Source organism: Pseudomonas sp. JS3066 (assembly GCF_036328175.1).
GTDB lineage: Bacteria > Pseudomonadota > Gammaproteobacteria > Pseudomonadales > Pseudomonadaceae > Metapseudomonas.
In genome coordinates, this window is sequence record NZ_CP143312.1 from 4,296,811 (window position 1) to 4,310,387 (window position 13,577).

At 64.8% G+C, this 13,577-nt stretch carries 13 protein-coding genes and 1 pseudogene; 2 read left to right on the forward strand and 12 right to left on the reverse strand.

Annotated elements, in window-relative coordinates:
- Window positions 1-23 precede the first annotated feature (23 nt).
- The 6 genes and pseudogenes from SA496_RS20255 to ppc all read right to left on the reverse strand — a co-directional run bounded on the left by SA496_RS20255 (window position 24) and on the right by ppc (window position 6,471).
- Window positions 24-851, reverse strand: a complete 828-nt coding sequence (locus tag SA496_RS20255; protein ID WP_153920808.1) for an isocitrate lyase/PEP mutase family protein — start codon at window positions 849-851, stop codon at window positions 24-26.
- Between the two features lie 105 nt (window positions 852-956).
- Window positions 957-1,811, reverse strand: a pseudogene (locus SA496_RS20260) (DUF72 domain-containing protein).
- Window positions 1,811-2,155, reverse strand: coding sequence for a hypothetical protein (locus SA496_RS20265; RefSeq protein WP_120654826.1), 345 nt, complete (start codon window positions 2,153-2,155; stop codon window positions 1,811-1,813). Before SA496_RS20265 ends, SA496_RS20260 begins: the two are co-directional and overlap by 1 nt.
- 104 nt (window positions 2,156-2,259) lie before the next feature.
- Window positions 2,260-2,940, reverse strand: coding sequence for a tRNA (adenosine(37)-N6)-threonylcarbamoyltransferase complex dimerization subunit type 1 TsaB (tsaB, locus tag SA496_RS20270; protein ID WP_120654825.1), 681 nt, complete (start codon window positions 2,938-2,940; stop codon window positions 2,260-2,262).
- A gap of 84 nt (window positions 2,941-3,024) precedes the next feature.
- Window positions 3,025-3,672, reverse strand: coding sequence for an adenylate kinase (gene adk / locus SA496_RS20275; RefSeq protein ID WP_120654824.1), 648 nt, complete (start codon window positions 3,670-3,672; stop codon window positions 3,025-3,027).
- Window positions 3,673-3,834: 162 nt separating this feature from the next.
- A complete protein-coding gene (ppc, locus tag SA496_RS20280) occupies window positions 3,835-6,471 on the reverse strand; it encodes a phosphoenolpyruvate carboxylase (RefSeq protein WP_153920804.1) in 2,637 nt (878 codons plus the stop codon).
- A 203-nt stretch (window positions 6,472-6,674) separates the two neighbouring features.
- Here ppc and SA496_RS20285 point away from each other — a divergent pair, with 203 nt between their 5' ends.
- Window positions 6,675-7,019 carry a pilin assembly protein gene (locus tag SA496_RS20285; RefSeq protein WP_120654822.1) on the forward strand — a complete coding sequence of 115 codons (345 nt, stop codon included), beginning with the start codon at window positions 6,675-6,677 and terminating at the stop codon, window positions 7,017-7,019.
- Between the two features lie 16 nt (window positions 7,020-7,035).
- On the opposite strand, the gene cadR is transcribed toward SA496_RS20285, so the two are convergent.
- Complete coding sequence (gene cadR, locus SA496_RS20290) at window positions 7,036-7,503, reverse strand: Cd(II)/Pb(II)-responsive transcriptional regulator (RefSeq protein WP_028627406.1); 468 nt, start codon at window positions 7,501-7,503, stop codon at window positions 7,036-7,038.
- 75 nt (window positions 7,504-7,578) lie between these two features.
- On the opposite strand from cadR, the gene SA496_RS20295 reads away from it, so the two are divergent.
- Complete coding sequence (locus SA496_RS20295; RefSeq protein ID WP_330114376.1) at window positions 7,579-9,765, forward strand: heavy metal translocating P-type ATPase; 2,187 nt, start codon at window positions 7,579-7,581, stop codon at window positions 9,763-9,765.
- Window positions 9,766-9,856: 91 nt separating this feature from the next.
- On the opposite strand, the gene SA496_RS20300 is transcribed toward SA496_RS20295, so the two are convergent.
- The 5 genes from SA496_RS20300 to SA496_RS20320 form a co-directional block, all read right to left on the reverse strand.
- Entirely contained in the window at window positions 9,857-10,357 is a 501-nt protein-coding gene (locus SA496_RS20300; RefSeq protein WP_120654820.1) for an O-acetyl-ADP-ribose deacetylase, read from the reverse strand.
- 30 nt (window positions 10,358-10,387) lie between these two features.
- Window positions 10,388-10,711 (reverse strand): hypothetical protein, encoded by a 324-nt coding sequence (locus SA496_RS20305; RefSeq protein WP_120654819.1) that lies wholly within the window; start codon window positions 10,709-10,711, stop codon window positions 10,388-10,390.
- Window positions 10,708-11,601 (reverse strand): alpha/beta hydrolase, encoded by an 894-nt coding sequence (locus SA496_RS20310; RefSeq protein ID WP_120654818.1) that lies wholly within the window; start codon window positions 11,599-11,601, stop codon window positions 10,708-10,710. Before SA496_RS20310 ends, SA496_RS20305 begins: the two co-directional genes overlap by 4 nt.
- Window positions 11,602-11,714: 113 nt before the next feature.
- The gene (locus SA496_RS20315) at window positions 11,715-13,004 is read right to left on the reverse strand and encodes a flavohemoglobin expression-modulating QEGLA motif protein (RefSeq protein WP_330114377.1); all 1,290 of its coding nucleotides are present in this window, start codon (window positions 13,002-13,004) and stop codon (window positions 11,715-11,717) included.
- 7 nt (window positions 13,005-13,011) lie between these two features.
- On the reverse strand, window positions 13,012-13,566 hold the full coding sequence (locus SA496_RS20320) for a hypothetical protein (RefSeq protein WP_120654816.1): 555 nt from the start codon (window positions 13,564-13,566) through the stop codon (window positions 13,012-13,014).
- Between the last annotated feature and the right edge of the window lie 11 nt (window positions 13,567-13,577).

The following is a 13,577-nucleotide window of genomic DNA, read 5'->3' on the forward strand; positions in this document are numbered from 1 at the left end:
GCAGGATTCGACGCAAGTCAGGCTCAGGGCTTGAACAGGTCGTTCAGGCGGTCGAAGGGCATCGCATGGGACATGGATGCCAAGTCGCCCCGGCGCAGTGCTTCGGCAGCCTGGTAGAAGGCACCAAGAGCCACGCGCGCCAGGTTCGAACCAACGCTGACGCGCTTGACCCCAAGCTCGGCCAGTTCATCCAGGCTCAGCTTGAAACTGGCCGATCCCACCAGCACATTCACTGGCCGCGGTGCCACGGCAAGCACCGCCTCGTGAATCTGTTCTCGAGTGCTCAGGCCAGGCGCATAGAGCACGTCGGCACCGGCTTCAGCATAAGCCACCAAGCGGCGCAGGGTATCGTCCAGGTCGGGACGGCCATGAAGGTAATTCTCCGCCCGGGCCGCCAGGGTGAACGGAAAACCAAGGCCGCGAGCGGCCACAACTGCGGCACGGATACGTTCCACGGCCAGGTCCATGGGGTAGATGGGGGCTTCCGGACGCCCACTGGCGTCTTCGATGGAACCGCCAACCAATCCAACGGAAGCGGCGGCACGAATAGTCGCCGCACAGTCCTCGGGATGATCGCCGTAACCATTCTCCAGGTCCGCCGCCACCGGCAACGATGTGGCTTCCACGATTTCGCGAGCATTGGCCAGGGCCTCGTCGCGGCTGACATTGCCTTCGGCATCCCTTCGGCCCAAGGCGAACGCCAGGCCGGCACTGGTAGTGGCCAGTGCATGGAACCCCAGGTGGGCGAGCATCTTCGCCGAGCCGGCGTCCCAGGGATTGGGCAGAACGAGAACGCCAGGGCCTCGATGCAGACTGGCGAAGGCTTCACCGCGTTGGGCTTGTGTGGACATGGCAGGCTCCGCAATCCGTGGGGAAGAGTTCGATAGCCTAGCCCAAGGCGAAGCAGGTCATTTCGTGATCCCGCGAACTGTGGATGCGCGCACCCCCGCTAACTCTCAGAGCAGGCCCAGTTGTTGCGCAGGCGGCTCCGGAATCACCAGCTCCGGCAATTCAGGCAAGCGCTCGCACAGGCTGGCATGAAAGCGCAGGGCCTGGGCCGCGGCCAGATGGTTATCCGGGGTGTGCAGAAAGACGTTCGGCGTAAGGCCTTGCTCGATCCAGTCGGCGACCTTGTTCAGCCAGGGCTCGAGGAATGGCTGGTTGGCGTCCAGGTCCGGCCCACCGATGAAGCGCACCTGCGGACTGCCACTGAAGGCCGTGGGCCGCACCGGCACACGTGGCTTCTTCGACTGAGCATGAAGCACCGCCGGGTCCTGAGAACGAACGCTGAACAACGCCCGTGAATCCAGGCAGATTCGCTCCACGCCACGCTCATGCAGCAGGCGGTTGAGCAGCCGCTCATCGCCCCCCTTGTCGAAGAAGGCCGGGCTTCGCACTTCCACCGCGATGGGCTGATGCTGGAACTCGTCCAGCCAGCAAGCCAGTTCGCCCAGGCGGCTCGGGCCGAAGGCCGCCGGCAGCTGCAGCCAGAGCGGCGCCAGGCGTTGGCCAAGGGGAGCCAGGAGCTTGAGGAAGTCCGACGTGGCGGCGAACTGGTCACGCAGATCGCCTTCGTGGCTGATATCGCGGGGCACCTTTGCACAGAATCGAAACCGCTCCGGCATCGTATTCGCCTAACGCTGCAAGGTGTCAGCGGAGGGACGGGCATAGAAGGTGGTATTGCCTTCCACCGCGTTGAACACCTGAACGTAGTGGCCAAGGGTATCGGCAGGACGCAGGTCGGCGGGATAGAAGCTACCGCGCCAGGCCGGCTCGTTCCAGGACGGGCAGCCCAGATGGTAAGGCAGCATCAGGCGTAGAGATCGAGACCGAGGACTTCGGGGGCGTCGTACTCGGCGGTCATGCGGGCGGTGGTGCTGTAGCTGGCAATGGCCTGGGCGGCGCGGTTGCTCATGTTGCGCTGCTGCTGGATCAGATCCTGCGGACGCACCGGCAGGCTGTCGCCGGAGCCATTGCTGGCCTGCACGCGGCGGGGCTGGGGAGCCTGTTCGTAACCCTGGGTCGAGGACGGGGTGCCCGGCTGCTCGCGGCGAGCTTCTTCTTCACGCTGGATCTCGCGAAAAGGCGTGACCGCGCTGCCCTGGCGGGGGCTGCGTTCCAGCGGAAAGGAAGAGGTGAAGCCGTCGATGCGCATCGATTACTGCTCGGCAGTGCTGGCGTTTCGAAATGATTGCGGGTGGACTCTAGCCGCCCGGCCACGGCTTGGCAATCCGCGGCGCAGGGCTCATTGACGCAATTCTACTGCGGCGCCTTGGGCGTGGCGACGTTGTCGCGCAGGTAGACCGGCTGAGCCTGATCGGCGGGCACAGCCTCGCCTCGCGCCCAGGCGAAACGGGCCAGGCTCAGCAGGTCTTCGGCGTGGGGCAGCAGGTTCGGCGACTGACCACTGATCGCAACCGGAATCCGCGCGGCGAAAGTACCCCAGCCAGTACCGGCACCGTACCAGTCACCGCTGGCATCACGCGGCAGCAGCGCTTGCTCGGGCGGCAATACGGCTTCCAACCCAGCCAGGCGCATTTCACCGGCGTCCAGGCGGTAGCAGCCCCAGTAGACCTCATCCATCCGAGCGTCGATGGCGGCGGCCACCTGATCGACACCCTGCTCGCGGTGGGCGCGCTGGGCCAGCACGGCCAGGTCCGACACCGGCAGCACCGGACGATCCAAGGCAAAGGCCAACCCCTGGACGACACCAATGGCGATACGCACACCGGTGAAAGCCCCGGGGCCACGACCGAAGGCGATGGCATCCAGCGCCGACAGCGGCACGCCGGCCTCGCCCAGCAGGGCCTGGATCATCGGCAGCAGGCGCTGGGCGTGCAGACGCGGGATCACCTCGTAGTGGCTAAGCACCTTGCCGTCATGCAGCAGGGCGACGGAGCAGGCTTCGGTGGCGGTATCCAGGGCCAGCAGAGTGGTCATCGATCAGTCCAGACGCAGAAAAAGGCGCGCATTATAAACGCCAACGGCCCGCAAGCGGGCCGTTGGTCAGATACGGGCAGCGTCTCAGCTGAGCGCGGCCAGCACCTTGGAGGTGATCTCTTCCACCGAGCCTACGCCGGCAATGGCGCTGTACTTCGGGGTGCCTTCAGCAGCAGAGAGCTTCTGGTAGAAATCCACCAGCGGTTTGGTCTGCGAGTGGTACACGGCGAGACGCTTGCGCACGGTCTCTTCCTTGTCGTCCTCGCGCTGGATCAGATCTTCACCGGTTTCGTCGTCCTTGCCGGCAACCTTCGGCGGGTTGTGCTCGGTGTGGTAGACGCGGCCGGAAGCCGGGTGTACGCGACGGCCAGCGATACGGCCGACGATTTCCTCGTCGTCCACGGCGATCTCGACCACGTGATCGATGCTCACGCCGGCTTGCTTCATTGCTTCAGCCTGAGGAATGGTGCGCGGGAAGCCATCGAAGAGGAAGCCGTTGTCGCAGTCGGGCTGGGCGATGCGTTCCTTGACCAGGTTGATGATCAGGTCGTCGGAAACCAGGCCACCGGCATCCATCACGCTCTTGGCCTGCAGGCCGAGCTCGGTACCGGCCTTGACGGCTGCGCGCAGCATGTCGCCGGTGGAAATTTGCGGAATGCCGAACTTCTTGGTGATGAAACCGGCTTGAGTACCTTTGCCGGCACCAGGGGCCCCCAGCAGAATCACGCGCATCGATGTGCTCCTCAAAGATTTTGTTTTCAGATCGGTCGGATTTGCCTCATGGGGCCAATCTCAGAATAGGGTTTCGGCGTCGCTGTCGGGCCAAAAAGGACGTTCAAGATACACAGCGCCCCTATAGCGCACAAGACGCCGGAAGTAGGGGCTAAAACGGCCTCAACCAGTGTTGCGAAGCCCCGCCGCGATACCCGCCACGCTCACCAGAAGGGCCTGTTCCAGAGGGCCCTCGACATGCTCTTCACAGCGTCTGGAACGGGCCAGGAGCTCCGTCTGAAGCAGGTGCAAGGGGTCAAGGTAGGTATTGCGCACACTGATGGCTTCACGGGTCTCCGGGTTATGCGCCAGAAGCTCGGACTGGCCGGTCAGAGCCAGTACCGAAGTACCCGCCTGCGACAATAGGTCGCGCAACTGCGCACCCAGTGATTTCAGCTCTTCAGGCACCAGCCGCTCGTCGTAAAGCGCGGCGATATTGGCATCGGCCTTGGCCAGGACCATCTCAAGCATGTCGATGCGCGTGGCGAAGAACGGCCAACGCTCGCGCATTCGCGCCAGCAACTGGGTTTCGCCACGTTGCTGGGCGTTGGCCAGGGCCGCTTCCCAGCCTAGCCAGGCCGGTAGCATCAGGCGGGTCTGGGTCCAGGCGAAGATCCACGGAATCGCCCGCAGGCTTTCCACCCCACCGGCGCGGCGCTTGGCGGGTCGACTGCCCAGAGGCAGGCGGCCCAGTTCCTGCTCGGGCGTGGCCTGGCGGAAATACTCCACGAACTGCGGATGCTCGCGCACCACGGCGCGGTATGCGGTCACACCGTCCGCAGCCAGGCGGTCCATGGCTGCGCGCCAGGCGGGCTCTGGCTCCGGCGGCGGCAGCAGGGTCGCCTCCAGGACAGCCGCCACGTAGGTATTGAGGTTTTGCTCGGCGATACCCGGTAAACCGAACTTGAAGCGGATCATCTCGCCCTGCTCCGTGGTGCGGAATCGCCCAGCCACCGACCCCGGTGGTTGCGACAGAATGGCCGCGTGCGCCGGACCGCCGCCGCGCCCCACGGTGCCACCGCGGCCGTGGAACAACAGCAACTCCACTTGATGCTCGCGGCAAACGTCCACCAGGCGTTCCTGGGCACGATATTGAGCCCAGGCGGCGGCGACGGTGCCGGCGTCCTTGGCCGAGTCGGAGTAGCCGATCATCACTTCCTGCGGACCGTGCAACCGGGCGCGATAGCCAGGCAGGCTCAGCAGACGGTCGATGGCGTGACCCGCGTTGTCGAGGTCGGCCAGGGTTTCGAAAAGTGGCACCACACGAATAGCTCGTTGCAACCCGGCTTCCTTGAGCAGCAACTGCACGGCCAGCACGTCGGACGGCGCCCCGGCCATGGAGATAACGTAGGAGCCGAGGGAGGCTGCCGGAGCGTTGGCCACCACGCGGCAGGTGGCGAGCACTTCGGCGGTATCGGCAGAGGGCCGGTAGTTCGCAGGCAGCAGAGGACGGCGGTTGTCCAGCTCGCGCTGGAGGAAGACCAGGCGGGCCTCTTCATCCCATTTGTCATAGTTGCCGAGGCCAAGGTAATCGGTGATCTCACCGAGGGCGGCAGCGTGACGGCTGGCGTCCTGGCGGACATCCAGGCGCACCAGGAACAGACCGAACGTGGCCGCACGGCGCAGGCAGTCGAGCAGCGCGCCATCGGCGATCACGCCCATACCGCAGGCGTGTAGCGAGTGATAGCAGAGCTCCAGGGGTTCCAGCAATTGAGCATTCTCGCTGAGCACCTCGGCACCGGGTGCGATTTCGCGCTCCAGCGCCGCTTCAGCCCAGGCACGGGTGGCGCGCAGGCGGTCGCGCAGTTGCTTGAGCACTGCACGGTATGGCTCGGGATGAACACCCACCCGCACCCGCAACTCATCGCTGGCTTGCTGCATGGACAGCTCGGCGGCGAGGTGATCGACATCGCGCAGATAGAGGTCGGCCGCCATCCAGCGCGCCAACAGCAGCACCTGGCGACTAATGGCGGCGGTGACGTTGGGATTGCCGTCGCGGTCGCCCCCCATCCATGAAGCGAAACGCACCGGCGCGGCGGTCAATGGCAGGCGCAGCCCGGTGGCGGCGTGCAGCGTCTGATCGACATGCCGCAGCACGTTGGGCAGGGCGTGCCAGAGGGAGTGTTCGATCACCGCGAAGCCCCATTTCGCCTCATCCACCGGACTCGGCCGACTGCGGCGGATTTCCTCGGTGTGCCAGGCTTCGGCGATCAGCCGCAGCAGGCGCAGGCGCGTCTGTTCGCGCTCGGCTTCGTTAAGGTCCGCATGGTCCAGGGCCGCCAGCTGCGCGGCCATGGCGTCGTATTTCTGAATCAGGGTGCGCCGCGCGACTTCCGTGGGATGGGCGGTCAGCACCAGTTCGATGTCCAGGCGTCCGAGCTGCCGGGCCAGCTGCTCCGGTCCATGACCGGCATGGATCAGGCGCTGCAGCAGGTCACCGAGGACCGAGTCTTCGAAGGGTTGCGGTTCGTCCGGGCCGCGCCGACGGATGCGGTGGTACTGCTCGGCGATGTTCGCCAGGTTGAGGAACTGGTTGAAGGCACGAGCCACCGGTAGCAGCTCGCCGTCGCTGAGGCTGTCGAGGGTCTCGATGAGCTGGCGTTCTCCCTGAGCCGACCCTTTACGCGCGGCCTTGGCGCCCTTGCGAATGCGCTCGATCTTATCGAGGAAGGCATCTCCCAGCTGGGCGCGAATGGTGTCGCCGAGCAACTCGCCGAGCAGGTGGACGTCCTCGCGCAAGCGCGCGTCTATTTCGGCCATTGCCTTCCCCTCCTTAGCTGGATTCGACCTCCAGATTGCCGATAGCGCCATGCAGATACAAGGGCGCGACGAACGGCGTATCCCCAGGCGCCTGCGAGCTAGTCTGAACAATAGCCGCCATCACGAATGACGACTCCCGGGTGGCAGAGACCGCCCGGAGTTCAAAGCCACCCACAACCACGTGGGAAGAGGATGAGGTGTCTATGAAAATCCGAGAACTAGTCCGCCATTGGGAGCAGAACGCCAAGGGTCGCCTGACCCGCAGCGAGTACAGCATTCACCTGGACCTGGAGTCCGCCGCGCGACTGGCCGCCCTGGCCGAGATGTACCCCAAGCGCAGTGTCGAGGAGCTGATTGGAGAACTGGTCGGTTCCGCACTGGAGGAACTGGAGGCCAGCTTCCCCTACGTCAAGGGCAGCCAGGTGGTCGCCACCGATGAACAGGGCGACCCGCTGTACGAGGATATCGGGCCGACGCCCCGTTTCCTGGCCCTTTCACGCCGCTACCTGCGGCAATTGAGTGATCAGCGCGACAACACGAACCACTAGACCGTCGCACGCCAAGTCAGCCCCGCCGATGCACGCCCGGTACGTGCAGGTGGCCGGCGTGCGCGCATTCCTCGCTGGTCACCGGCGGCGGCCCCGGTTGCTCCAGTTCGCGGAGAATGCCGCAGGCCTCGCTTGCGCCCTCCCCGCTGCAGCGCGCGCGCAGGTCATGGAGCTGGTCGCGCAGTGACTGCAGCTCCGCGATGCGCACCTCCACATGGTGCAGGTGCTCCTCGATTAGCCGGTTGGCGGTGCCGCAATCGGCCTCGGGACGATCGCGCAAGGCCAGCAGGGCGCGGATTTCCTCCTGGGTCATGTCCAGCGAACGACAGTGGCGGATGAACGACAGCCGCTCGACGTGGACCGTGTCGTACTGCCGGTAGTTGCCCGCGCTGCGCGAGGGCGCCGGTAACAGGCCTTCGCGCTCGTAGTAGCGGATGGTTTCCACAGGGCACCCGGTGAGGGTGGCAAGTTCGCCGATCTTCATGCGGCACCTCCGCTTGACTCTGTAGTTGCTACAGGGTGTGCAATGCCACTCGAAGCGTCAAACAGGAATTGACCCATGAGCCACCATTGCTGCCACGACCATGACCATGCGCCCCGCTCCGCCACGCCGGAAGTAGCCGCCATCGCCGCTACCGCCGAAGCTCGCTGGAGCAGCCTGCGCATCGATGCCATGGACTGTCCCACGGAAGAACGCCTGATCCGCGACGCCCTGGGCAAGGTCCCGGCAGTCGAGGCGCTGGAATTCAATCTGATGCAGCGTCTGCTGCGCGTACGCCATCGCTTCGACGACGTCGAGCCCCTGCAACGCCTGATCGAGAGTCTGGGCATGCAGGCAGTGCCACTCGCCGAAGGCGCTTCCGCCACGGCCCCGGCTCAAGCGAAAAAACCCTGGTGGCCCCTGGCGCTGGCTGGACTGGCCGCGCTGGCAGCGGAAGCCTGCGAGTGGTTTGGCCTGGCGCCAGAATGGGCAATTGCCGGCCTGGCAATACTCGCCATCCTCGGCGCCGGCCTGCCCACCTACAAGAAGGGCTGGATCGCCCTGAAGAACCGCAACCTGAACATCAATGCACTGATGAGCATCGCCGTCACCGGTGCCCTGCTGATAGGTCAGTGGCCAGAAGCAGCCATGGTCAGCGTGCTGTTCGCCATTGCCGAGCTCCTTGAAGCGCGATCGCTGGAACGCGCGCGGGACGCCATTCGCGGCCTTCTACAACTGGCGCCCGAACAGGCCACGGTGTTCGAAAGCGGCCAATGGCGCGAACGCCCAGCCCGTGAGGTACAGCCCGGCACCCGCCTGCGGGTGCGGCCGGGCGAGCGCATCGCTCTGGACGGTGAAGTGCTGAGCGGGCGCTCCAGCGTCAACCAGGCCCCGATTACCGGCGAGAGCCTGCCTGTGGATAAGGACCTGGGCGATCCGCTGTTCGCCGGCACAATCAATGGCGAGGGCGAATTGGAATACCGCGCCACCCGTGCCTCCGACGACAGCACCCTGGCACGCATTATTCATGCGGTGGAAGCCGCCCAGGGTTCGCGCGCGCCTACCCAGCGCTTCGTCGATCGGTTCTCGAGCATCTACACCCCAGTGGTGATCCTCATCGCCGTACTCACCGCCCTGCTCCCGCCCCTGCTGTTCGACGGCCTCTGGCTCGATTGGTTGTACCGGGCACTGGTGCTACTGGTGATCGCCTGCCCTTGCGCGCTGGTGATCTCCACCCCCGTTACCATCGTCAGCGGCCTGTCCGCGGCGGCGCGGAGCGGCATCCTGATCAAGGGAGGCGTTTTCCTGGAGCTTGGCCGCAAGCTGGCCTGGATCGCACTGGACAAGACCGGCACCCTGACCGAGGGCCGCCCCCGGCAGACAGACTTCGAGCTGCTGCACGCGGATGAGCGTGACGCCCGAGCCCTGGCGGCCAGCCTGGCGGCCCGTTCGGACCACCCGGTGTCCCAGGCCGTGGCCCGCGCCGCCGAGGCAGACGGCATCGCGCTCTACGCTGTGGATAACCTGGCCGCCCTGCCCGGCCGGGGCGTCAGCGGTCAGATCGAGGGTCAAACCTACCACCTGGGTAATCACCGCCTGGTGGAGGAACTCGGCCTTTGCGGGGCAGGCCTGGAAGCGCGTCTGGACGGCCTGGAAACCCAGGGCAAGACAGTGGTGGCGCTGTGTGGGGAAAACGCCGTGCTGGCGCTGTTCGCGGTGGCCGACACAGTGCGTGACAGCAGCCGCGAGGCCATCGGCCAGCTGCATGAGCTGGGGGTGAAGACGCTCATGCTGTCCGGCGACAACCCGCACACGGTGCAGGCCATCGCCAGCCAGGTGGGCATGGACGACGCACGCGGCAACTTGCTGCCCGCGGACAAACTGGCGGAAATCAGCAGGCGCCAGTCCGGCAACGTGCCCGTGGGCATGGTCGGCGACGGCATCAACGACGCGCCTGCGCTGGCCCGCGCCGACATCGGCTTCGCCATGGGCGCCGCCGGCACGGATACCGCCATCGAAACCGCCGGCGTGGCGCTGATGGACGACGACCTGCGCAAGCTGCCGCAATTCATCCGTCTGTCTCACCGTACCCACAGGGTGCTGATGCAGAACATCAGCCTGGCACTGGGCATCAAGGCGGTGTTCCTGGCATTGACGTTGATGGGCGAAGGCACGCTGTGGATGGCGGTCTTCGCCGATATGGGAGCCAGCCTGCTGGTGGTGTTCAATGGGCTGCGGTTGTTGTCGCCGAAGTCGTTGCGCTAACGAAACGTAGGTTGGTGCAGAGCGCAGCGAAGCCCAACGATGGTGTCAAAGCCGGAAACTATGGTGCTGGGCATCGCTCCTCAGCACCAACCTACGTCAGAGCCTCTTGATAGACCCTGACCATGTCCCCGCCGAACGCCACCAACAGCACTTCACGCAAACTGCTGCCCTCGGGCCTCGACCGCTTCAACTCGGCCACCGCGACACGCGCCGCTGCCTCCAGCGGATAGCCATACACGCCGCAACTGATCGCCGGAAAGGCGATGCTCGCCAGCCCTTCGGCTTCGGCCAGGGCCAGGCTGTTGCGGTAGCAGTTGGCGAGCAGTTCCGGTTCACGATGATTGCCGCCGCGCCAAACCGGGCCGACGGTGTGGATCACGAACCGTGCAGGCAGGCGGAAGCCCGGCGTGATGCGTGCCTCGCCCGTGGGACAACCGCCAAGGGTACGGCACAGCGCGAGGAGATCGGGGCCGGCGGCGCGGTGAATGGCGCCATCAACACCCCCGCCGCCAAGCAGCGAGGAGTTGGCGGCATTGACGATGGCGTCCACCTCCAGGGTGGTGATATCGCCCTGCCAGATACGAATGTTCATGCGAGTCACCTCCTTACGGAAGCTAGCCCCTTACTTGACCTCTTGCGGGGTCTCCTGACCCACGCAGCGCACCGCTTTCTTCTTGTTGTCCACGAGCACGCCAGTCAGGCCTTTTTGCTGGGTATCGAACATCACCAGCACGCCGTCGATGCACTGCGCCACTTGCGCGGCGGGCTCCAGGGAAACCTTGTAGTCCTCGCCGGGGATGGTCTTGAGCATGGTGAAGTCGGACAGCAGAAGCGCGTCCTCGGGTTTGGCGAAGTGCAGGTAACCGTAGAACCAGAGCACCATCACGGTGCCGACAATGCTGCCGATGCCGGTGAGGATCAGCGGGATGGGATTGCGTTCGCTCATTGGGGACTCTCTGTATTCGGGACTTCAGCCAGCCGGCGCAGTCCGACGAAGCCCGTGGGGTCTTCGAGGTAAAGCAGCATTACCTTCCGCCAGGTGGGATCGGCGAAGGTCTGCACATGATCGCCACGGACCGGCTGGAACACCCGCGGCGGGGGCGCAGCTTGATACAAGCGCACGCCGTTGGAAAGAGGCACCACCGGATCATCGATGCTGTGGTAGATCAGCAGCGGCAAGCCCTTCAGCTCGCCAATGCCACGTATGGCGCTGTCACCGTCGGGCACCAGCCAGGACAACGGCACCTGCAATGGCCAGGTCAGCCAGGCATTGGACAGGCTGTAGCGGGCGATTTCGCGGTAGCTGGCCGGCACCCCATCGAGCACCAGGGCCTTGAGCAGATCGCGCCGTTGTGGACGCTCGGAGAGGTAGTGCACGGCCAAGGCGCCACCGATGCTCTGGCCAAGCAGCACGACCGGCTTGCCCTGGACCTCCGGCGCCTGGTCCAGCCAGGCGAAGGCGGCATCGATGTCCTGGTAGACGTCCGGCAGCCTGGGCGAACCCTCGGAGCGGCCGTAGCCACGATAATCCAGCAACAGCACCTGGTAGCCCTTCGCTGGTAACCACCAGCTGCCGCCCAGGTGCGTAGCGACATTGCCGCCATTGCCATGCAGGTGTAGCACCGTCCCCTTCACCTCCACGCCAGGCTTGGCCGGCAGCCACCAGGCATGCAGGCGTGTGCCATCGGCGGCAGTCAGGCTGATATCGCGATACTCCAGCTTGGCCTTTTCCGGCGTGAAGGGCAGGTGCTGGTCCGGGTAGAACAGCAGCGCACTGCAGCCTTGCAGGATCAGAACGAAGAGGATCAGCAAGAGGCGGGAAGCGGGCATGTGCATTTCCTTCCTGAAACATCACAGGCCAGCCCTGCGGGCTGGTTGGCGAAAGAATTCGCCCCTACAGGGTTCGTGCCGCTCTGCCGGGGCGAGTGCCTTCGCCCCGACAAGGTCGGTCAGAGAATGTTGGCGTAGTCCGCCTCGATGCGCTCCAGGCTCAAGTGGTTGAGGAAGTTGGAGAAGCACATCCACGCCGACAGCGCGTTGAGGTCACGGAACTGCGGCGGCAGGTACTTCGGCGGCACCACCAGGCCTTCGTCCACCAACTGACGCAGCGTGCGGGTGTCTTCCAGGGTGGTCTTGCCGCAGAACAGCAGCGGGATCTGCTCCAGCTTGCCTTTGCGCACTGCGAGCTGGATGTAGTTGTAGATCAGGATGAAGCCCTTCAGGTAGGACAGGTCCTTGGTGAACGGCAGCCCGCCCGGCAACGAACCCCGGAAGGCGCGGCTGGCGCTGCCATAGCTCTCCTCCATGCTGTAACCCTGCTCGCGGTAGAAGTGATAGACCTCGAGGAAATCAGCCCCCTCCTCCGCCATGTGGATCGCGCGGGTGCGGTTGGTCAGCCGGCGCAGCCGGGTCGGATAGGACGCGAACGCGATCACTTCCATCAGGATCGCCAGGCCTTCCTGGGTCACGGTGGAGGACGGCGGGCCCTTGGAAAGGAAGGTGCAGATCGGTTGGTTCTGGCCGTTCAGGGTTGTACCCACGTGCACCAGTCCCTCGTGGACTTCCAAGGCACGCACGTCGCGCTCGTTGAACATGGCATCGGCGCGAATCTTGATGTAGTCCGCACCGGCCGCCGCGTCGGCGACGATACCGTCGGACTCGAAAACGCGGATGGTGTCATCGCCGAACACGTTTCCCAGCCGGCTCTGCAGCAGGTTGACGGCATCCTTGGCAGTGAGAGTCTTGGGCTCGTCCTTGAGGTCGCCTCGATGGTCGATGTTGTTCAGGTAGTCCGAGAGCATCAGGCCGAGATCGGCCAGGGTCGGATCGCCCGCATGGAAGGCATCTGAGGCCGCGCCGTAGAGCTCCTGGGAAATCAGGCCGAAATCCGCGGTGCCGCGTGCTTCCAGCATGCGGATCACCATGCGGTATTCCTTGCACATGCGCCGCATGATCTGCCCCACCGGGTTGAACTGGCCCAGATGACGGGTGATATCGCGCTCGATGTTCTGGAACTCCAGCTTCTTCTCCACCGAGTCGAAGGCCAGCGGACGGCTCTCGTAGTAGGCGCGGTCCACATGGGGCATGGACTTGCCCTTGTGCTTGAGGAAGTCCTGGCGAACGCTGTCGTCCCATTTCACGGCGTCGAGCACGCGAATCGGCGTCTGCGCCTGGACGATGCGGTCGGATAGCGCGCGAATGGTTTTCTGGTAATCGTCAGGCAACTTGCGACGGGTCATCGTTGACTCACTCCTCGGCTGAGCGCTGGTAACGCGCCACTTCAACGAAGACGTCCGAGTTCGCGGGATCATCCAGCCAGCCGAAGACCACATCCAGAGGAGTGGTGATGAGCACGCCGTCGCCGTCCGGCATTTCCACAGGCTGCCCCTGGAACTTGCCTTCCTGCATTTCCTGTTCGATGCGCTCGACGTCCAGGTTGTAGACCACCAGTTCGTTATCGGTGGTCAACTCGAAACCGACGATGGCGAAGTTCGCGCCCAGTTTTTTCGGCAGCCCGGCAGAGAGATACCAGCGGCGGCCGTGGTGAGCGACGGTGAAACCGAACTCCTCCATGCCCTCCAGGTTGTCTTTGCTGCCCTCGAAGCTGCGCGCCTTGTACACGTTGGAGCCGGAGCGGCTGATCTCCAGATACTCGCGTTCGCCCCACTCGTCCTTGCGGGTCCAGTCCCCGAGCAGGGGGATAGGGGCCGGTTCGTTGGCCGGAATAGGATCCTTGAAGGTGACCAGGCAGCCGCCCAACAGCAGGAAGGACAGGGCAACCACGGCACGCCAGACTTTCATCTCGCTCTCCT

What these genes read in the sequence shown, in the direction of transcription:
- SA496_RS20285 (WP_120654822.1), top strand. Translation starts at nt 6,675, where the DNA reads ATGAAAATCCGAGAACTAGTCCGCCATTGGGAGCAGAACGCCAAGGGT.
- tsaB (WP_120654825.1), bottom strand. Translation starts at nt 2,940, where the DNA reads ATGACCACTCTGCTGGCCCTGGATACCGCCACCGAAGCCTGCTCCGTC.
- SA496_RS20295 (WP_330114376.1), top strand. Translation starts at nt 7,579, where the DNA reads ATGAGCCACCATTGCTGCCACGACCATGACCATGCGCCCCGCTCCGCC.
- SA496_RS20315 (WP_330114377.1), bottom strand. Translation starts at nt 13,004, where the DNA reads ATGACCCGTCGCAAGTTGCCTGACGATTACCAGAAAACCATTCGCGCG.
- SA496_RS20310 (WP_120654818.1), bottom strand. Translation starts at nt 11,601, where the DNA reads ATGCACATGCCCGCTTCCCGCCTCTTGCTGATCCTCTTCGTTCTGATC.
- SA496_RS20265 (WP_120654826.1), bottom strand. Translation starts at nt 2,155, where the DNA reads ATGCGCATCGACGGCTTCACCTCTTCCTTTCCGCTGGAACGCAGCCCC.
- SA496_RS20255 (WP_153920808.1), bottom strand. Translation starts at nt 851, where the DNA reads ATGTCCACACAAGCCCAACGCGGTGAAGCCTTCGCCAGTCTGCATCGA.
- cadR (WP_028627406.1), bottom strand. Translation starts at nt 7,503, where the DNA reads ATGAAGATCGGCGAACTTGCCACCCTCACCGGGTGCCCTGTGGAAACC.
- SA496_RS20320 (WP_120654816.1), bottom strand. Translation starts at nt 13,566, where the DNA reads ATGAAAGTCTGGCGTGCCGTGGTTGCCCTGTCCTTCCTGCTGTTGGGC.
- SA496_RS20300 (WP_120654820.1), bottom strand. Translation starts at nt 10,357, where the DNA reads ATGAACATTCGTATCTGGCAGGGCGATATCACCACCCTGGAGGTGGAC.
- SA496_RS20305 (WP_120654819.1), bottom strand. Translation starts at nt 10,711, where the DNA reads ATGAGCGAACGCAATCCCATCCCGCTGATCCTCACCGGCATCGGCAGC.
- adk (WP_120654824.1), bottom strand. Translation starts at nt 3,672, where the DNA reads ATGCGCGTGATTCTGCTGGGGGCCCCTGGTGCCGGCAAAGGTACTCAA.
- ppc (WP_153920804.1), bottom strand. Translation starts at nt 6,471, where the DNA reads ATGGCCGAAATAGACGCGCGCTTGCGCGAGGACGTCCACCTGCTCGGC.